The organism is Arthrobacter sp. ZGTC412 (assembly GCF_002929215.1).
Taxonomy (GTDB): Bacteria; Actinomycetota; Actinomycetes; order Actinomycetales; family Micrococcaceae; genus Arthrobacter.
In genome coordinates this window covers 94,288-113,148 of record NZ_PJII01000007.1, presented here as the reverse complement: position 1 = coordinate 113,148, position 18,861 = coordinate 94,288, and the positions used below count along the sequence as shown (strand labels likewise).

Below are 18,861 nucleotides of genomic sequence, written 5' to 3'. Positions count from 1 at the left end.
AGGAGGAACCACCGTGACCCTTACCGGACACTCACTGATCGCCGGACAGCCCACTGCCGGCGAAGGCAAAACCACTTTTGGCTTCAACCCGGCCACCAACCAGGCGCTGGAGCCCACCTACACGCTGCTCACCGAGGAGCAGCTTAGGGCAGCAACGGCCGCCGCCGCCGAGGCATTCCCGTCCTTCAGTACCCTTGACCCGGAAACCCACGCCAGCCTTCTCGAAGCCATCGCGGACAACATTGAGGCAATTGGGGACGAACTGATTGTCCGCGCCGGCCAGGAGACCGGCCTTCCGGCGGCCCGGCTCCAGGGCGAGCGCGCCCGCACCACCGGCCAGCTTCGCCTCTTCGCGACGGTCGTCCGGCAGGGCGACTTCCGCGGCGTCCGCATCGACCCCGCCATCCCCGAGCGCGCTCCGCTGCCCCGGGCCGACATCCGCCAGCGCCAGATCCCCCTCGGCCCCGTCGCCGTGTTCGGTGCCAGCAACTTCCCGCTGGCCTTCTCGACGGCGGGTGGAGACACTGCTTCCGCCCTCGCCGCGGGCTGCCCGGTGGTCTTCAAAGCACACAACGCACACCCGGGCACCAGCGAACTCGTCGGCCAGGCCATCACCAAAGCGGTCAAGGACAACGGGCTGCACCCCGGTGTCTTCTCGCTGATCTACGGCCCCGGGGCGAGCATCGGCCAGGCCCTCGTGGCCGACCCCGCGATCAAGGCCGTCGGCTTCACCGGATCCCAGGCAGCCGGCGTCGCCCTGATGCGCACCGCTGCGGGCCGCCCCGAGCCCATTCCTGTCTACGCGGAAATGTCCTCGCTGAACCCGGTCTTCGTCTTCGAAGGCGCCCTCAAGGGCGACATCGACGCCCTCGCCCAGCAGTACGTCACCGCCGTCACCGGCAGCTCCGGCCAGCTCTGCACCTCGCCCGGCCTGCTCTTCGCCCCCGAAGGCGAGCTGGGAGACAAACTCGCCGCCGCCGTCGGCCGCGCTGTTTCCGCGAGCGCCGGACAGACCATGCTTACTGAAGGCATCGCCAGGTCCTGGAACACCGGAGCCGAAAACCTCAGCAGCGCCGACGGCGTCCAGGTCATCGGCCAAGGCACTCCGGGCCCCACCGAGAACGCCCCCGCCCCCACCATCTTTGGCACCGGCGTTACGGAATTCACCAGCAACCGCGTCCTGCACGAGGAAATTTTCGGCGCCGCATCCCTGGTGATCCGCTACACCTCCGTCGAGGATCTGCTGCAGGCCGCCACCCGAATCGAAGGCCAGCTCACCGCCTCGCTGCAGCTCACCGAAGAGGATTACCCGACGGCGGCACGCCTCCTTCCGGTCCTTGAGCAGAAGGTGGGCCGCATTATCGTGAACGGCTGGCCCACGGGCGTTGAAGTAGGCCACGCCATGGTCCACGGCGGCCCCTTCCCCGCTACCTCCGACTCCCGCACCACCTCCGTGGGAACCCTCGCCATCAACCGTTTCCTGCGGCCCGTCGCGTACCAGAACCTCCCCCAGGAACTGCTCCCGGAGGCGCTGCAGGATGCCAACCCCTGGCACCTCAACCGGCGGATCGATGGCGAAGTAGTAGCTGCTGCAGAAAAAGCCGAGGTCAGCGCATGAACAACCAGCCCACCGTTGCCCGCGTAGAAGTAGTTCCGGTTGCCGGCCATGACAGCATGCTGATGAACCTCAGCGGCGCTCACGGCCCCTTCTTCACCCGCAATATCGTCATCATTACCGATTCTGAGGGCCGCACCGGCCTGGGAGAGGTCCCGGGCGGCGAGAAGATCCGCACCACCATCGAGGAAGCCGGCGCGCTGATCAACGGGAAACCGGTGGCCCGCTACCGCTCACTCCTCCGGGAGGTTGCGGCCGAGTTCGCTGACCGCGACGCCGGTGGCCGCGGCCTGCAGACCTTCGACCTCCGCACCACTGTCCACGCCGTCACCGCCGTCGAATCGGCCCTGCTGGACCTGCACGGGCAGTTCCTCGGTGTACCCGTGGCGGAACTGTTGGGTGACGGGCAGCAGCGCAGTTCGGTGCCGATGCTCGGCTACCTGTTCTTCATCGGCGACCACGCCCGCACGGACTTGCCCTACCTCGTGGAGGACGCTCCGGCTGACCGCTGGGAAAAGCTCCGCCGCCAGGAGGCAATGACGCCGGACGCCGTCGTCGCGCTGGCCGAAGCTGCCCAGGAACGCTACGGCTTCAGCGACTTCAAACTCAAGGGCGGCGTACTGTCCGGCGACGACGAGGTGGATGTTGTCACGGCGCTGGCCAAGCGCTTCCCGGACGCCAGGGTGACACTGGACCCCAACGGCGGCTGGCTCCTGGACGAAGCAATCCGGCTGGGCAAGAGGATGCAGGGCGTCGTAGCCTACGCAGAGGACCCGTGCGGCGCCGAAGGCCGCTTCTCCGGCCGCGAGGTCATGGCCGAATTCCGGCGTGCCACCGGGCTGAAGACGGCCACGAACATGATCGCCACGGACTGGCGGGAGATGTCGCACGCCATCCGCAGCAACGCCGTGGACATCCCGCTGGCCGATCCGCACTTCTGGACCATGCACGGCTCGGTCCGGGTGGCCCAGATGTGCCACGAGTTCGGCCTCACCTGGGGATCGCACTCGAACAACCACTTCGACATCTCGCTGGCCATGTTCACCCACACGGGTGCCGCCGCTCCTGGTGAGATCACGGCACTGGACACGCACTGGATCTGGCAGGACGGCCAGGGCCTTACCAAGGAACCGCTGCAGATCAAGGACGGCGCCATCGAGGTTCCGGACGCCCCCGGCCTCGGCATCGATCTGGACCGCGAAGCCCTGGACAAGGCCCACCAACTGTACCTGCAGCACGGCCTCGACGCCCGTGACGACAGCATCGGCATGCAGTACTACATCGACGGCTGGTCCTTCGACCCCAAGCGGCCCTGCCTGGTCCGCTAGCAGCGGTCAGGCAACCAGCCGGGCAGCAGCGTTCGGGAACTGACTGCTGCCTGCCGTCCAGTAAAGTAGTGGGGTCGCTGTGACCGGCCCCACTACTTTCAGGAACCCGCAGCCGGCCTGCGTTACCTATTCCAAAGGAAACATTAAATGATGTCTGTGGACAATGCTGTCGCGGACGTGGCCTCGGCCACGAAGAAGTTCTTCAAGCGCGTCCTGCCCATCATGCTGGTCATGCTGGTCTGCAACCAGCTCAACCGGTCAAACATCGGGTTCGCGCAGGAACACCTCCAGGCTGACGTCGGCATCGGTGCCGCCGCCTACGGGTTCGGCGCCGGGCTGTTTTTCATCGCCTACGCCATTTTTGAACTTCCCAGCAACGTGATGATGGAGAAGTACGGCGCCAAGGTCTGGCTGGCAAGGATCATGGTCAGCTGGGGCATCGTTTCCTTCCTGATGGCGTTCGTGCAGAACGAGACCATGTTCTACGTCCTGCGCTTCCTGTTGGGCGCGGCCGAAGCCGGGTTCTTCCCTGCCGTCATCTTCTACTTTGCCCGCTGGGTCCCCGCCGGCCAGCGCGGCAAAGCGACCGCGATCTTCATCGCCGGCTCGTCCATCGCAGCAGCGCTGTCCGGCCCCATCGCCGGTATGCTGCTCAGCCTCCACGGCGCCTTGGGCCTGCGCGGCTGGCAGTGGCTTTTTGGCTTCGAAGGCGCCCTGTCCGTCGTTGTGGGCATCACCGTGTTCTTCCTCCTGGACGCCAAAATCAAGGACGCCAAGTGGCTCACCGCCTCCGAAAAGGATGCCCTGTCCACGGCCATAGCCGATGAGGACGCCCAGCACACCACGGCCGACAGCGGAAAGATCAACCGCTGGAAGATGCTCCTGAACCCGCAGATCCTGCTGCTGTGCGGCATCTACTTCTCCGTACAGCTGTCCATTTACGCCAACACCTTTTGGCTGCCCAGCATCATCAAGCAGATCCCCGGCACCACCGACCTCACGGTCGGCTTCCTGTCCTCCATCCCCTGGATCTGCGCCGTGTTCGCCATGTACTTCGCCGCCAAATGGCAGGACAAAGCCAAGTCCAAGCGGCCGCTGCTGGTGATTGCACTCCTGGTCGCCGCAGTCGGCACCTTCGCGGCAGCCATCGCCTCGCCCGTCATGGCCCTGGTGTTCCTGGCCGTTGCCGCCATGGGTTTCAAGAGCGCTTCCCCGCTGTTCTGGACCATCCCGCAGTCCGGGCTGCACCCGCTGGTCCTGGCTCCGGCCATCGCCATCATCAACTCGCTGGGCAACCTGGGCGGATTCGTTGCCCCGTTCGGCTTCGGCATCATCAAGGAGCAGACCGGAAGCGTCATCCCCGGCCTGTTTGCGCTGGCCGCAGCCTCCACCATCGCTGCCGGCCTGGTGTACTTCGTGAAGGAACGCCGCACCGAAACTGAGCCGGCCGCCGAGGACCTTAGCGTGGAGGCGCGGGTTCCGAGCCGGGCCTAGGGACGGACCGATTGCGCCGGAGTCGCCGGAACGGTGCCGGGACGCTGTAGCGTTCGGGCGTCCCCGCACCGTTGCGGCGACCGGCTGAACCGTCCCGGGCGTTTGGGCTACGAGCCCGTAATCACCAAAGCAACGCTGTGCCCGCCGAAACCGAAGGCGTTCACCAGTCCGGCCGGGGCATTGTCGGGCTGGAGCTGGCGGACGTCTTCGGTGACGACATTAAGGTCCACCTCGGGATCCAGCTCCTGGACGTTGAGCGTTCCGGGGAGCATCCCGGTGCGCAGGGCCTCAACCACCACGACGGCCGCGAGCGCACCGGCTCCGCCCAGCAGGTGGCCGGTATGGCCCTTGGTGGACGTGACCGGAATGCCCGGGCCGAAGATCGCATTGATGGCCTGGCCCTCGAGCCGGTCCCCTACAGGTGTGGACGTGGCATGGGCATGTATGAACCCAATGTCTTCGGCAGCCAGGCCGGCGGACTCAAGCGCCTTCTGCATGACCCTCCGCTGCATGGCAGGATCAGCGGCCACAATATCGTTCGCGTCGGACGTCACCGCTCCGCCTGCCACGGCACCCAGCACTGCTGCGCCACGGGCACGGGCGTGCTCTTCACTCTCCAGCACCACCACGCCGGCGCCCTCCGCGAGGACAAAGCCGTCGCGGCCGCCGTCGAACGGGCGTGACGCACGCTGCGGATCCCCGGGGCGGGTGGACAGCGCACGGATCTGGGAAAAGCCGGTGATCACCAGGTCGTTAACCGAGGCGTCAACGCCGCCGGCAATTACGACGTCGGCTGCACCGGAGCGGATCATCTCGGCTGCCTGGACAATAGCCTCCGCCCCGGACGCGCAGGCGCTGACCGGGGTCCGGGCGCCACCGCGGGCACCGAGGTCGATGGAAACCCAGGCCGCCGGGCCGTTGACCATCAGGCGGGTGAGTGTGTGCGGCGAAACCTTGCGCGGGCCCGATTCCGCAAGGGTGCGGTCCTGCTCCAGCGTGGAGCCGAGCCCGCCGTAAGCGGAGCCGATCACCACGGCGAAGCGCTCGGGATCCACCTCAGGGGCGCCTGCCTGTTCCCAGGCTTCGCGGGCGGCGATAAGTGCAAGCTGCCCGCAGCGGTCCATGCGCTTCATCTCGCGGGTGCTGAGGTGCCCGGAGAGATCAGTGGTGACCTGCCCTGCAATCTTCACGGGCAGCTGTTCCGCCCACGGATCCTTGAGCGGTGCAATGCCGGACTTGCCGGCAACCAGCGCGGACCAGGTTGCGGCCACGGAGGAACCGAGCGGATTAATGGTGCCGGCGCCGGTGATCAATGCGCGGGGTTGAGCTGCGCCGGGTTGCACTGGGTTCACGGTTCCTACTTTGCAGGGTTGTGCGTGCCGATGGGCACGAGGGTGAGGTCCGGGTGGTTTTTTTCGATCCGGCGAAGGGCCCAAACATCGTTGAACAACGCCAAGTACTCGCCGTCGGACCGCAGGAGCACCTCGGCGCCCGGTACGTTCGCCAGCGCGGGCATGGCGTCCGCCGTCGAGATCCTGGCCAGGGAGTAGGGCAGGCGTTCCAGCCGCATGGGTGCGCTGAAGTCGTGCGCCATCCGGTCCTCCACCACTTCGAACTGCATGGGGCCGACGGCGGCGAGCACCGGCGCCTGGTCCCCGCGGACGTCGGAGCGGAGCACCTGGATAACGCCCTCGTGTTCGAGCTGTTCGATGCCGCGGCGGAACTGCTTGAACTTGCTGGGGTCCTTGGAGCGGGCCACCTGGAAGTGCTCCGGGGCAAACAGCGGGATGGCGGGGTATTCCACGGCGTCCTCGAGGAAGAGGCTGTCTCCCACACGCAGGGAAGATGCGTTGACCAGGCCCACGACGTCCCCGGGGTAGGCCTCGTCGATGACTTCACGTTCCCGGCCGAACACCTGCTGCGCATACTTCGTGGCGAAGGATTTTCCGGTGCGGGTCTGGGTCACCACCATGCCGCGCTCGAAGACGCCGGAGCAGACTCGGATGAAGGCCACGTGGTCCCGGTGGGCCTTGTTCATGCCGGCCTGGACCTTGAAAACGAAACCGGAGAACGGGGACGCCACCGGACGCAGGGAGCCGTCGACATCCGGCCGCGGAGCTGCCGACGGAGCGAAGTCCACCAGCGCGTCCAGCAGTTCCTTGACGCCGAAATTCAGCGCGGCGGAGCTGAACAGGATGGGGGTGGCCTTACCGGCATGGAAGCTTTCGACGTCGAACTCCAGGTTCGATTCGATGACCAGACCGGCCTCGTCCACCGCGTCGGACCAGTTGCTGCCCTGGCTTTCGGCTGCTTCCTGCGGGGTGAAGTACTCGGTGAGGGCAATCTGCGCGCCGGCATTGTTGCGCTGAAAGCGGGCGAAGCGGTCATTGCGAAGGTCCCAGACGCCGCGGAAGTCGCCGGAGATGCCCACGGCCCACGTCAGCGGCATGGGCTGCAGCCCGGTGCGCTCGGTGATTTCGTCCATCAGCGCCAGCGCATCCAGGCCCGGACGGTCCCACTTGTTGATGACGGTGATGATGGGCAGGTTCCGCTGCTTGCAGACCTCGAACAGCTTCATGGTCTGGGTTTCCAGGCCCTTCGCCGCGTCCACGAGCATCACGGCGCAATCAACGGCCGCCAGCACCCGGTAGGTGTCCTCGGAGAAGTCGGCGTGGCCGGGGGTGTCCAGGAGGTTGATGACGGTGTCCCGGTAGGAGAACTGCAGCGCCGCCGAACTGATGGAGATGCCGCGGTCTTTTTCCATCTGCATCCAGTCCGAGACCGTTTCCTTGCGGTTGGCCTTGCCGCTGGAGGCACCGGCGGTGCCGATGACTTTGGCGTGCAGCGCGAGCGCCTCGGTCAGCGTGGACTTGCCGGCGTCAGGGTGCGAAATAACAGCAAAGGTCCTGCGTCGGCCCGCTTCTTTGTGAATCTCCGAGATTCGGGCGGGGGTGAGGACATCTTGGGACACGGTGCTACTTTCGCTGCGGTTTGGGCAACCCCGGGCACTGCCTCATCAGGCGCTGCGGCTGGGGGCCGGGGAACGGGCTGGCGAACAGCCAAGTTCCAGTTTATCGCAGGGCTGCAACCGGCAGCGGCAAAGCCTTATGCTCCACCCGCTCCCACTCCGCCCGCCTGTTCCCCCCGGCCAGCAATCCGGCTGGAAACCGGCACCATGATCAGGGAATGAGCTTCTCTGCCCGGTAGCGGTCGAAGAGTGCGGTGAACGCGTCCAGCGTCCGCCGGTATCCGGTGAACCCGGCATCCCGGCTCTTGCCCATGTCTGTCACTACCTCGATGTTGCGTCCCAGGTCGCCGTCCGTGTGCCACCAGGACGCCAGGCGATCCAACTCCGGCTCGCTGAGGTTGTAGCGCCCGGCAAGTTCCCTCCACTGGTTCTGGCGCCCTGCCATGGACTGTTCAAGGGTCCGGGGTTTCCCCTCGAACCCCTCCCACTCCACACCGAAGTAGGCCGCAAGCTTCGGCCACATCCAGCGCCAGCGGAACACATCGCCGTTGACGATGTTGAAGGCCTCGTTGGCGGCCTTCGGTGTGGTGGCTGCCCAGATCATATGCTCGGCGAGCACGCCGGCCTCCGTCATGTCGGTCAGGCCGTTCCACTGCGTCTCGGATCCTGGAAAGACGAACGGCTCTCCGTTCTCCCGGCAGAGTGTCGCCTGTGCGGCGAGGGTGAGGCCCATGTTCATGGCATTGCCCACCGCGTGCCCGATGACCGTATGCGCGCGGTGCACGGACCAGGTAAATCCTTGATCAGCCGCTGCGGCCCAGAGCTCATCCTCCTGCGCGTAGTAGAAGTTCCGCACCGGCAGGCGCGGCTCCTCCTCGTGGAAGGGCGTGTCAGCCATCTCTCCGGCTGCGTACGCCTCAAAGGGTCCGAGGTAGTGCTTGAGCCCGGTCATCAGCGCAACGTGGGCCACGTCCTTGCCACGGAGTGCCGCGAGGAGATCACGGACCATGCCGGCATTGACGGTGATGTTTTCTTCCTCGGTGTCACGCCGCGACCATGCCGTGAAGAAGACATGCGAGGGATTCTCCGGCCCCAGCACGGTTGTCAATGACTCAGCCGAGGTCAGGTCTGCGGAAAGCCAGCGAACACCGGGACGCTCCGCTCCGGGGTTGCGGGACAAGGCAAGGACGGACCAGCCCCCGGCAGCCAAGTTGTCCACAAGGGCTGACCCGGCGATGCCGGTGGCCCCTACTACGAGAGCCGTGCGCCCGGTACCTGTTGTTGTTCCTGTGCCGAAATCCATGGTGCTCCTACTGGTCGGTGCCGCTCGTGCCCCACCTCAGCCAGGTGGTCAGGCTCCGGCGGGGACGAACGCGGCGGGCACGGCAGTGGTAAGCCGCCGTCGGTCTAATAGCGACAAGGCGCTGACCCCGGCAGATATTCCTTGCCGCCGGCGCTGCTGCACGGCATCCCGGGAGGTTTGGTTCCTTGGGGCGGGAACAGGCGGCAAGCCAGGATCTGTTCTGCCACGGTAAATTTATGGGCCCCTTAACACCCGCGAAACAGGAAGTTCAATGCCGCGAAATCCCGCCCGGCTAGCGTGGCCGCATGATGACGTACGGCAGTCCGATGCACCGCCAAGTTAGGGCCTGAGCAGCAGTGCAGGGCGTTTCCTTCTCCGGCACCCTGTTTTTTGATCCTTTGGCCACCGGCCTGGCTCCCGCCAGAATCCAGGTCCGCAGCGCCGTCCGGCCCGCGGAAACCTCCAGGCTGCGCGGGACCCAGTCAGCTGCCGAACAGAAGGCCCTCAGGGCAGCGTCCCTTACCGAGGTCAGCAAAGACCTGGAGCGGATGCTCGAGGAGCGGACCCGCTGACTCCCCGCGGCAAGCCCACGAAGCGGATACCCAAAAGTACCCACCCAGCCACCCGCCGTCGAACACGTTCCCGGCCACTTCCGCACGTCCCCTAATGGGGCACTTTAGGGCCTGACCGTGCGGAAGTTGGCTTTCTTACCCCTATCATTGAGCTTGCGGGAAAATGAGTACTTTTGTTCCTGCCGGCCAAGCGTGAAAGCCGGCATTTTCTGCGGGCGCCAGTCCGCACCTTTGAAGGGAAACACCTAATGGCGCGGAGCCCCGAAGAATCTTTAAGGGCAACTCTGGGCAGGGTGGCACCCGGAACACCGCTCCGCGACGGCCTTGAGCGCATCCTCCGCGGGCGGACCGGGGCGCTGATTGTATTGGGCTCGGACCGGACCATCGACTCCATCTGCTCGGGCGGTTTCGACATCGGCATCGACTTCTCCCCCACGCGCCTGCGCGAGCTCGCCAAGATGGACGGCGCCATCATCTGCGACAAGGACGCCGGCAACATCCTCCGCGCCGCCGTCCAGCTCGTCCCGGACTCCAGCATCGAAACCCACGAATCCGGCACCCGCCACCGCACAGCCGAACGCGTGGCCATCCAGACCGGAGTGCCCGTCATCTCCGTCAGCCAGTCCATGCAGATTATTGCCCTGTACGTGAACGGACTGCGCCACGTCCTGGAAGGATCGGAGACGGTCCTCGCGCGCGCCAACCAGGCCCTAGCCACACTGGAGCGCTACCGCTCACGCTTGGACCAGGTCACCAGCTCACTGTCTGCGTTGGAAATTGAAGCGATGGTGACCGTCCGGGATGTGGCGGTCACCCTGCAACGGCAGGAAATGGTCCGCCGCATCTCGGAGGAGATCTCCCAGTACGTCCTGGAACTGGGCGAAGACGGCCGCCTCCTCTCGCTCCAGCTTGATGAGCTCACAGTGGGCCGCGGCCCCGGAAGCGACGTCATCATCCGCGATTACGCCTCGCCCCATGCATCCCCTGAGGACATCGAAAAAGCCGTCAGCGCCCTGGTGAACCTTGGGCCCACCGAGCTGATTGACCTCGGCAAGATCTCCGGGATCGTCGGCTTTGCGGGCGGCGAGGCAAACCTCGACGCCGTAGTGCAGCCACGCGGCTACCGCCTGCTCTCGGGACTGAAGGCAGTTCCCAAAGCCGTTGCCGACCGCCTGGTGGACCACTTCGGCGGTCTGCAGTTCCTGATGGCGGCCACCATCGATGATCTGATGACGGTGGACGGCATTGGCGACCAGCGCGCGCGGACGGTGCGGGAAGGCTTGAGCCGGATGGCGGAAGCAAGCCTGCTGGACCGCTTCCTCTAGTCCCCAGTGGCCTCCTCGCGGGCCCACCGCAGCACCCGTCAGTTCAGCTGGAAGACTGCCTCCGGACTGGCCCTGGATCCGAGTTTGGCCGTGAAGATGTAGTACGCCCCGCCGCCTCCGGGTTTGGCTTCCACGGGCTGGCAGCCTTCAATGCTGCGGTTCCGGGACCACGGGAAGTTGGCGGTTTCGCTGGCGCCGGGCCCGATGATTTTCACCAGGTCCTCGCTCTTTGCCTGGCAATCCCGGGACGAAAAGATCCGGTCCGGCCCGCTCGTCACCAGGTACTCCATCTGGGACGTTCCGATGTTGACCTGGCACGGCATGGTGCCGCCGTTTGTCACCTTAAGCGTGAGCAACGGATTTTCCCCGGGCCCGTAGGCGGCCTTGTCCGTGGACGCGGAGACTGTGACCAGATTCTGGTTGCAGGTGGGCGTGGCTGAGGGCGTTGGTGTTGGTTCCGGGGCCGACGGCGAGGCCTGGCTGGAGGGATCAGCGGACGCCGTCGCAGCGGCAGCAGGATCCGTGGCGGACGCCTGTTCGGATGTGCCGCTGATGGCGCCGGCCAGGGCAAAGCCGCCGGCCACCATCGCGATGACCATAAGCAGCGCCGCGCCGAGGAACAGCCGACGCCGGCGGTACACAGCGGGGCTCGGCTTGCGGACGGTGCTCGAACCGGATACTGCCGCCCTGCCACGTGATGCTGAATCGCCTTGCCTACCCATCCTTCTAGGCTAGAGAACGGGCGCGGATCTGCTTCACCACCACGCCGCCGCCCTGGCAACGCTCTGGTCACATCCCGTTTCCAGCCCCGCAGGCGGATCAATTACAGTGTTGGGATCGACACTCAAGCCCCCACCACCGCTGCGCCTGCCCTCGTTCCCGCCGGGGCGGAACTGCAGATGCTGCACAGCCAAATCAACAACTGGTTCGCGGGGATCGCCCGGGACCTCCCCTGGCGGAAACCTGAATGTTCACCCTGGGGCGTGCTGGTCAGCGAAATCATGCTGCAGCAAACGCCGGTGGTGCGGGTGCTGCCCGTCTGGCAGGAATGGCTGAGGCGTTGGCCCACTCCCGCAGGCCTGGCCGGCGAACCAGCCGGCGAGGCCGTACGTTCCTGGGGCAGGTTGGGCTACCCCCGCCGCGCGCTGCGGCTGCATGCGGCGGCAGTGGCCATCGTTGAGCACCACGGCGGCAGGGTGCCGGACAACTACGCCGAACTTCTGGCGCTGCCCGGTGTGGGCAGTTACACGGCCGCGGCGGTGGCTGCATTCGCTTATGGACGCCGCGAAACGGTGGTGGACACCAACATCAGGCGGGTCCACGCCCGCCTTGTTTCCGGGGCTGCGCTTCCCGCCCCTGCGCTGACCGCAGCGGAAATGCGGCTGGCCGCCCAGCTCCTGCCGGACGACGACGGCACCTCCGTGCGCTGGAACGCTGCGGTGATGGAACTGGGGGCACTGGTCTGCACGGCCCGGGCACCCAAGTGCAGCGACTGCCCGGTCCGCGACTCATGTGCGTGGCGGGCAGCAGGCGAGCCCCCGCCGTCGTACGTCCCCAAAGGCCAGGCCTGGCACGGCACAGACCGCCAGGTGCGCGGGGCCGTGATGGCGGTGCTGCGCGAGGCCGAGGCGCCCGTGCCGGCGGAGATGTTCCAGCGGGAGCCAGCGGACCTTGGTTTCGCGCCCGCGGGGATTGGTGTGCCGCTGGGCGTTCTGCACCGCTTGAATTCTGCTCCCGAGCAGCTGGAACGTGCCCTTGCAGGGCTGCTCGCGGATGGCCTGGCCGAGCTGCACGACGGCGGATTCCGGCTCCCCGCCTAGGCCCGGCCGGGACCACCGTCCAGTTCACCGAGCATAACGATGTTTGCATCACTTCGCCGCTGGCTGCGGGGCGCCTCCGCCCCGGCCGTACCCTGAAGTATGGGCAAGCGCGGGCTGCTTTTGGCTCTCATCACGACGGCGGGACTCGCCTCCGCCTGCGGCCCCGGCCCCGGCGCGGTCCCCTGCCCGGCCATCGCACAGGCCACGGCCGTCTCCGTCACGATTTCGGCCAACTACGCATCGCAGGTGGCCACGCTGCACCTAAAGGCCTGCCAGGACTGCACGTGCACCGAAGAGGATGTGGAGCTTCACCCGGGCAGCGCCTCAATCGACCAGGGTTGCACTCCGGAAGGCGTCTGCTCCGCCACCGCTTCCCCGGACGGGACAAAGCTTGGTGTCCTGTTCCTGCAAACCCTCACCGAGTCGCCCATGTCGGTGACCGTATCGGCCACTGGCACGGACGGATCATCCCTGCCCGTGCGGACCCTGGACTTCCGCCCCCGGGGCAACTATCCCTACGGTGAGCAGTGCGGGAGGTTCGTCACCGCATCGGTGCTGCTCGACGCCGACAGCCTGCACGAGCAGACCTGACGGTCAGAACAGCGCCGGCTGGCTGAAGCTTTCCGCCGTCGCAGCCTCGTCTTCGCGTCCCCCGGCCCCTGGTTCAGGCCGCCACTCGAAACCCAGCTCGGCAAGGATTTCCTCAACGGACATCTGCCCCTCCAGCACTTCGATATCCGGGGAGTTGTCTTCGAGGTCGAGCCGTTCCATGGCATCGAGCATATTCGCAGGAGTCCCGTGCGGTGCTGTGAACACACCGCCCAGGCACCATTTGGGTTGTCCGGGCGCCCTAGGGTTCCCCGAAGCCCGCCTGCACCAGGCCCCCGACATAGTTCACTGCCCGTTCCGCGTCCGCTCCCCATGCTTCAACGTGCAGCACTGATCCCTTTCCGGCCGCCAGCGTCATTAGAGCGGTCATGGACGCACCCTCAACCCCGTTGACCTTCACCTCGGCGTCCAGCGACGACAGCCCGCCGGCGATTTTCGCAGCGGGACGCGCGTGCATGCCGGCTTGGTTCACGAGCTCAAAGTCCCCCGTGAAATCCGGGCCGGAACCGGTGACAGAGCCTTCCCCGACAGCCTGCAACGCCGGGCTCCCGGCCGGCTGGGCAGGGCCGCGCACAGCTTCCGCCGCCCGTTTGACCGCATGGACGTCAGCGCCACCCTGTGCAGCGACGGCAGCTGCCACCAGTCCCTCCACCAGGGGTGCATCCGCCAACATCATTTCGGACGCGTTTTCCGCAAACTCCAACGCGGATTCGGCGGTCATCACAGCGGAGCCCAAATCAGTCATGATCACCGCGCCATCACCGCTGGCCACCTTGTCCAGAGCGGCCAGAACCTTCTCCAGGCTCGTGCCGATCCTTCCGTCCATGGTGCCGCCCGCTGCCAGAAACACGACGTCGGGCGCCATCTGCGCGGCAAGCTCCACGGCGCCGTCGGCGATTTTTTCGCTATGGGAAACCACCACAATGCTGACGGTCACGCAGCCGCCTTCACGGCGGCCCGGAGGATCAGGGCGCTGGAAGCGGCACCGGGGTCGCGGTGGCCGGCGCTTCGCTCGCCGAGGTAGCTGGCGCGTCCCTTCCGGGCTACCAGCGGATCAGTAGCCACGGCGCCCGCTTCGGCAGCCTCTGCCGCGGCCACCAGAACGGTCAGAGCATCCGGACTGCCGTCTGCCGCGGCCTGGCTTGCTGCTTCTGCCGCAGGCGTCCAGGCATCCACCATTGTTTTGTCCCCTGGCTCCGCTTTTCCGCGCGCCACTATCCCGTCACGCGCGGCAGTCAAGGCACCCGCCCAGGCGGCAGGCGCTATTTCCGGAGAGTCCCCGAGGGACGTGGCTGCACGAAGGAAAGCCGTGCCGTACAGCGGGCCCGCCGCACCACCCACTTTGGACATCAGGGTCATCGCGGTCAGCTTCAGCGCAGCGCCGGGCGTTTCCGGCGGGGAGTCGGACAGCTTGTCCAATACCGCCTGGAAGCCGCGGTCCATGTTTTCGCCGTGATCAGAATCCCCGATGGCCCGGTCCAGTTCGATCAGCTCCACCCTGTGCTCCGCCATTGCCTGCGCGCACAGGGTCAGCCACTTGACGGTCCAGTTCACGTCCAAAACCACAGCTACACGCCCCAGCGCAGTGCTGCAGTGTGCACCGGCGCGTCCCAGAGTTCGGTGAGTTCGTCATCCAGCCGCAGCACGGAGATGGAGCAGCCCTGCATCTCCAGCGCCGTGATGTAATTTCCCACCAGGGAGCGCTCGACGGCGACTCCCCTGTCCGCGAGCACCTGGGCGGCCCGCCGGTAGACGATGTACAGCTCGCTCAGGGGGGTACCGCCCATTCCGTTTACGAACAGCAGCACCTTGTCCCCCGAAGTGATCCTCAGATCAGTCAGTACGGGCTCCAGCAGGCGGTCCGTGATGCCGTCTGCGTTTTCCATCGCAATCCGGTGCCTGCCCGGCTCGCCATGGATTCCGATGCCGATCTCAATTTCATCCTCGGCCAGGTCAAAGCTGGGCGAGCCCGCGTGGGGTACGGTGCACGCAGTCAGCGCGACACCCATGGTGCGGACGTTGCTGTTGACGCGTTCGCCTATTGAGGCCACGGCGTCGAGGCCGTCCCCGCGCTCAGCAGCGGCTCCGGCGATCTTTTCGACCAGCACCGTCCCGCCCACTCCACGCCGGCCTGCTGTGTACAGCGAGTCCTCTACCGCAACGTCATCGTTGACCAGGACGGTGCGGACGTTGACGCCTTCCGCTTCGGCGAGTTCGCCTGCGGTCTCGAAGTTCAGGACGTCGCCGGTGTAGTTTTTGACAATATGCACGACGCCGGCGCCCGAGTTCACGGCGAGCGTCGCCGGGAGGATCTGGTCCGGTGTCGGCGAGGTGAACACCGCGCCGGGCACGGCGGCGTCCAGCATGCCGCGCCCAACAAATCCGGCGTGGAGCGGTTCATGGCCGCTGCCGCCGCCCGAGACGAGGCCTACTTTCCCACTGACGGGCGCGTCTTTGCGCGTGATGTACGTGGGATCGGCGCTGACGGTGACAAGGTCTGCATGCGCCTGGCCGAAGCCCTGCACGGATTCGTCGACTACCGACTTTGGATCGTTGATGAGCTTCTTCATGGCGGTACTCCTGGTTTGCTTCCTGGAGGATGACATTCCGACCCTACTACCGGCATGCGGGGCGGCGGTAGGGCTGCCCTTCCGTCGAGTACGGAAAAGGGACAGCCCCCAATGACTGTCCCTTTCCTTGGGCCCCCAATCCCGGCCGGAGACAGTTTATCCATCAAATCGAGTAAAAGAAAGTGCAGTTCAGGCCTGTTTTGGCGGTGCTCCGCAAATCCGAAGGGTTAGAGGAACTTGATCATGCGCGTGTTTCCGAGGGTGTTTGGCTTTACCCTCGCCAGATCGAGGAACTCGGCCACACCTTCGTCGTGGGACCGGAGCAATTCCGAGTACACCACGGGGTCCACGGCGGACTGGTCCGCCATCACGTCGAAGCCGTGACGCTTGAAGAAGTCCACTTCGAACGTAAGGCAAAAAACGCGGGCGACACCCAGGGCGCGCGCCTCCTCAAGCAGGCTCTCCACCAAGACGTGCCCCACGCCTTTTCCCCGCCAGTCCGCAGAAGCGGCAAGGGTCCGCACTTCGGCCAGATCTTCCCACATAACGTGGAGCGCCCCGCAGCCGATAACGTCGCCGTCCGCGGACTCTGCGATCCGGAACTCCTGCAGGCTCTCGTAGTAGGCCACCGTCTCCTTGGCCATCAGAATCCGCTGCTCCGCCAGCGGCGCCACCAGTCTCTTGATCGCGGAAACATCACCGGTACGCGCTGGGCGGATATGGAAGGAGTCAGTCACAGAGCAATCCTAGTTGGCCCGGTTGTAGACACACGCGAGGGCATAGTTCGGCGCCGTCCGCCAGACATTTGCCGGCGCCTGCTCGTTCCTCGCTTTGACGGCGTCTACACAAATGCCTGGCACCCAGCACCTCGTGCCATTGTCACCAAACGGAGGCAAAGGAGGCTGGGACATTTATATAGCGTGCGTCAAAGCGACGAAGGAGCAGCACGCGGGAAATGTCCCAGCCTCCGAGTCGGACCGAGCCGGCGCGCCCCGCGCTACAGCCCCAGCTCACCGGGGACAGGCAGGTCCTGGTCCAGGACATTGCGGGCCAGGAAGCTCTCCACGACGCCGTACCAGACCTTTGCGTGCTGCGGCTGGAGGACCCAGTGGTTCTCGTCCGGGAAGTACAGGAACCGGTGCGGCGTCCGGCCGTCCTGGTCAGCCGCCAGCTGCGACTTGGACAGCAGCTCGTACCAGAGCCGCAGGCCTTCCCCAATAGGTACGCGGTAATCCTTGTCCCCGTGGATCACCAGCATGGGCGTACTGATCTTTTCGACGTGAAGATGCGGCGAGTTCTCCAGCGCCATCTCCTCAGTCATTTCCTTCAACCAGTACTGCGAGGCGTCCGTGGTGGGACCGAACTGGTCCAGCGCCCAGAGGCTCGCATGGGTCACTATGGCCTTGAACCGGTCCGTCTGCCCGGCAACCCAGTTGGCCATATAGCCACCGAACGAGCCGCCCATGGCTGCTGTGCGGTCGGCATCAATATCAGGGCGGTCCACGGATGCATCAGTCACGGTCATAAGGTCGGTAAACGGGCCTTTACCCCATTGGCCCCAACCACGTTGGATGTAGTTCTGGCCATAGCCTGTGGAGAGGGCAGGATCGGGCAGGAGCACCGCATACCCCTTCGCGGTCAGCAGCCAGGGGTTCCAGCGCCAGGTCCAGGCGTTCCAGGATCCCAGCGGGCCGCCATGTATCCAGAGCAGCATCGGCGCCGGGGAATCCGCAGACGCACCCTCCGGCAGCGCGAGGTACGCCGGGACACGTGAGCCATCCGCTGCCGTCGCCGCAATCCGTTCCAGCCTGCCGGGACGGGTGGGCCGTTCCGCCGGCGCCGGCAACCGGGTGGTTTCCCCGGTTTGCAGGTCGATGCGTACAGCCTCCGGCGGGAACTCATAGGAACTGCGGAGGGCGTAGGCGCTGCGTCCCTCAGGCGAAACCACGACGTCGGTGTAGGCCGCCGCGTCCTGCGTCACCCGTGTGACACTCACTTCAGCGGCAGATGCCGGGACGCTGATCCGGAAAACCGGCGACGCGCCGTCGTCGTCCGCTGTAACCAGGAGGGCGGAACCGTCGGGCAGCCAGGCGGCCGGCTTGGCCCAGCGGTCCCAGTCATGCGCCAGGGGCGTCAGTTGCTCACTGCCGGACGAGGATGACGCGGAGACATCCAGGAGGTGCAGCTTTACCTGGGGTGCCTGGTGCGGGGTGGTGTCGCTCTCGCTGAGCACCACCAAGGTGCTGCCGTCCGGGCTGACCGGACCGGGAAAGTAGCTCAGGCCCTCGTGGTCCAGGAGCACCCTGGTGTTGCCAGAGTCCACGTCGATGGCCAGCAGGACGGAGCGGCTGTCCGCCCTGGCCAGCGGTTTGGTGTAGCTCGCGTAAATGGTCCGGCCGTCGGGGCTGACGGCAGTTTCCGCCTCGCGCAACCGCGCACCTGCAGCGGGCGTGAGGTTCCGGAGGTCCAACGGGGCCGTGGCGTCCACAGTGGCGGGTTTGCCGGGATCCTTTTCCTTCCCGGGCTCGACAGCGAAGATCCGCGGCTGGCCGGGCCCAAGGTCAGCGTCCCAATACCGAACCGGATATTCGCTGTGCAGGATGGCTGAGACCTTGTTGTCCTTGCGGGACTTCCGCCGTTCCGCATCGTCATCTTCATCGGCCGAGCCCGCCAAAACCTCCGCAACAACGAAGGTGGCGTCCGCCGACTTGGCTGTCATCACGGCACCGACGCCGCCGGGCCGGTTCAGTACCACGCGCGCCTCGCCGCCGTCGGCGGGCAGGAGCCAGAGGGCGCTGACAGGGTCGCCCTCGGGGCTGTCAGGATCGGGCCGGGCGGAGGTGAAGTAGACGTCGCCGTTGGCCGCGAACGCCGCTCCTGCCTCACCCTTGGCGCTGCGGGTGATGCGTCGCGCCTGCTTCTGCCCTGCAGGATCAAGCTCCCACAGCGCGGTGCCGAATTCGGTTCCCTTGCCGTTAAGGGTGGCCACGGTAGTAACCAGCCGGCGGCCGTCGGGGCTCATTGCCAGCCCACTCACCCGCGGGATGGACAGGTAATGGTCAAGGTCATGGAAGGGGGTCAAAGGTTGCTCGTCCGGGATCGCCGGATTCAGATTAGCCATGCCCCCGATTCAACCCGAACTGTGCTCCCCGTCACAACCACTTCACTACCGGCGAAACGCCAGGACTGGGCCTCGGGACCGGGCGAAGGGCAAGCGAAAGCCCCGCCGGCTCCTTGCTGGGAGCGGGCGGGGCCTT

17 protein-coding genes are annotated in these 18,861 nt (G+C 66.0%); 7 read left to right on the top strand and 10 right to left on the bottom strand.

The genetic code is table 11. The features are described from left to right. The first annotated feature begins 13 nt into the window (after nt 1-13). From CXQ88_RS10840 to CXQ88_RS10830, 3 genes are all read left to right on the top strand, one after another. Complete coding sequence (locus CXQ88_RS10840) at nt 14-1,618, top strand: aldehyde dehydrogenase (NADP(+)) (RefSeq protein WP_104044178.1); 1,605 nt, start codon at nt 14-16, stop codon at nt 1,616-1,618. Next, nucleotides 1,615-2,943: an enolase C-terminal domain-like protein gene (locus CXQ88_RS10835; protein ID WP_104044177.1), complete on the top strand. Its 1,329-nt coding sequence runs from the start codon at nt 1,615-1,617 to the stop codon at nt 2,941-2,943. Before CXQ88_RS10840 ends, CXQ88_RS10835 begins: the two co-directional genes overlap by 4 nt. A 147-nt stretch (nt 2,944-3,090) precedes the next feature. Further along, entirely contained in the window at nt 3,091-4,437 is a 1,347-nt protein-coding gene (locus tag CXQ88_RS10830) for an MFS transporter (protein WP_104044176.1), read from the top strand. 107 nt (nt 4,438-4,544) lie between these two features. Here CXQ88_RS10830 and CXQ88_RS10825 read toward each other — a convergent pair whose 3' ends face one another. The 3 genes from CXQ88_RS10825 to CXQ88_RS10815 form a co-directional block, all read right to left on the bottom strand. Further along, nucleotides 4,545-5,789: a beta-ketoacyl-[acyl-carrier-protein] synthase family protein gene (locus tag CXQ88_RS10825; protein ID WP_258061816.1), complete on the bottom strand. Its 1,245-nt coding sequence runs from the start codon at nt 5,787-5,789 to the stop codon at nt 4,545-4,547. A gap of 5 nt (nt 5,790-5,794) precedes the next feature. Beyond that, nucleotides 5,795-7,408 (bottom strand): peptide chain release factor 3, encoded by a 1,614-nt coding sequence (locus tag CXQ88_RS10820; RefSeq protein ID WP_104044174.1) that lies wholly within the window; start codon nt 7,406-7,408, stop codon nt 5,795-5,797. A 208-nt stretch (nt 7,409-7,616) separates the two neighbouring features. Beyond that, nucleotides 7,617-8,708 (bottom strand): SDR family oxidoreductase, encoded by a 1,092-nt coding sequence (locus CXQ88_RS10815; RefSeq protein WP_104044173.1) that lies wholly within the window; start codon nt 8,706-8,708, stop codon nt 7,617-7,619. Nucleotides 8,709-9,064: 356 nt separating this feature from the next. Between CXQ88_RS10815 and CXQ88_RS10810 the strand changes: the two genes are divergently transcribed. Both CXQ88_RS10810 and disA read left to right on the top strand, forming a co-directional pair. Continuing rightward, entirely contained in the window at nt 9,065-9,280 is a 216-nt protein-coding gene (locus CXQ88_RS10810) for a hypothetical protein (RefSeq protein WP_104044172.1), read from the top strand. Between the two features lie 248 nt (nt 9,281-9,528). After that, on the top strand, nt 9,529-10,605 hold the full coding sequence (disA, locus tag CXQ88_RS10805; RefSeq protein ID WP_104044171.1) for a DNA integrity scanning diadenylate cyclase DisA: 1,077 nt from the start codon (nt 9,529-9,531) through the stop codon (nt 10,603-10,605). A 38-nt stretch (nt 10,606-10,643) separates the two neighbouring features. On the opposite strand, the gene CXQ88_RS10800 is transcribed toward disA, so the two are convergent. After that, entirely contained in the window at nt 10,644-11,327 is a 684-nt protein-coding gene (locus tag CXQ88_RS10800) for a hypothetical protein (protein WP_104044170.1), read from the bottom strand. Nucleotides 11,328-11,504: 177 nt separating this feature from the next. Between CXQ88_RS10800 and CXQ88_RS10795 the strand changes: the two genes are divergently transcribed. Continuing rightward, the gene (locus CXQ88_RS10795; protein WP_104044169.1) at nt 11,505-12,425 is read left to right on the top strand and encodes an A/G-specific adenine glycosylase; all 921 of its coding nucleotides are present in this window, start codon (nt 11,505-11,507) and stop codon (nt 12,423-12,425) included. A gap of 99 nt (nt 12,426-12,524) precedes the next feature. Further along, nucleotides 12,525-13,016, top strand: a complete 492-nt coding sequence (locus CXQ88_RS10790; RefSeq protein WP_104044168.1) for a hypothetical protein — start codon at nt 12,525-12,527, stop codon at nt 13,014-13,016. Nucleotides 13,017-13,019: 3 nt separating this feature from the next. Here the strand turns inward: CXQ88_RS10790 and CXQ88_RS10785 are convergent, their stop codons facing one another. The 6 genes from CXQ88_RS10785 to CXQ88_RS10760 all read right to left on the bottom strand — a co-directional run bounded on the left by CXQ88_RS10785 (nt 13,020) and on the right by CXQ88_RS10760 (nt 18,725). Then, the gene (locus CXQ88_RS10785) at nt 13,020-13,241 is read right to left on the bottom strand and encodes a hypothetical protein (protein WP_146069190.1); all 222 of its coding nucleotides are present in this window, start codon (nt 13,239-13,241) and stop codon (nt 13,020-13,022) included. A gap of 34 nt (nt 13,242-13,275) precedes the next feature. After that, nucleotides 13,276-13,971, bottom strand: a complete 696-nt coding sequence (gene dhaM, locus CXQ88_RS10780; protein WP_104044166.1) for a dihydroxyacetone kinase phosphoryl donor subunit DhaM — start codon at nt 13,969-13,971, stop codon at nt 13,276-13,278. After that, on the bottom strand, nt 13,968-14,600 hold the full coding sequence (dhaL, locus tag CXQ88_RS10775; RefSeq protein ID WP_104044165.1) for a dihydroxyacetone kinase subunit DhaL: 633 nt from the start codon (nt 14,598-14,600) through the stop codon (nt 13,968-13,970). The genes dhaM and dhaL overlap by 4 nt, the downstream gene beginning before the upstream one ends. 2 nt (nt 14,601-14,602) lie before the next feature. Then, nucleotides 14,603-15,604, bottom strand: coding sequence for a dihydroxyacetone kinase subunit DhaK (gene dhaK, locus CXQ88_RS10770; RefSeq protein ID WP_104044164.1), 1,002 nt, complete (start codon nt 15,602-15,604; stop codon nt 14,603-14,605). Between the two features lie 227 nt (nt 15,605-15,831). After that, a complete protein-coding gene (locus CXQ88_RS10765) occupies nt 15,832-16,341 on the bottom strand; it encodes an amino-acid N-acetyltransferase (protein ID WP_104044163.1) in 510 nt (169 codons plus the stop codon). 260 nt (nt 16,342-16,601) lie between these two features. Then, nucleotides 16,602-18,725 (bottom strand): S9 family peptidase, encoded by a 2,124-nt coding sequence (locus tag CXQ88_RS10760; RefSeq protein ID WP_104044162.1) that lies wholly within the window; start codon nt 18,723-18,725, stop codon nt 16,602-16,604. Nucleotides 18,726-18,861 lie beyond the last annotated feature (136 nt).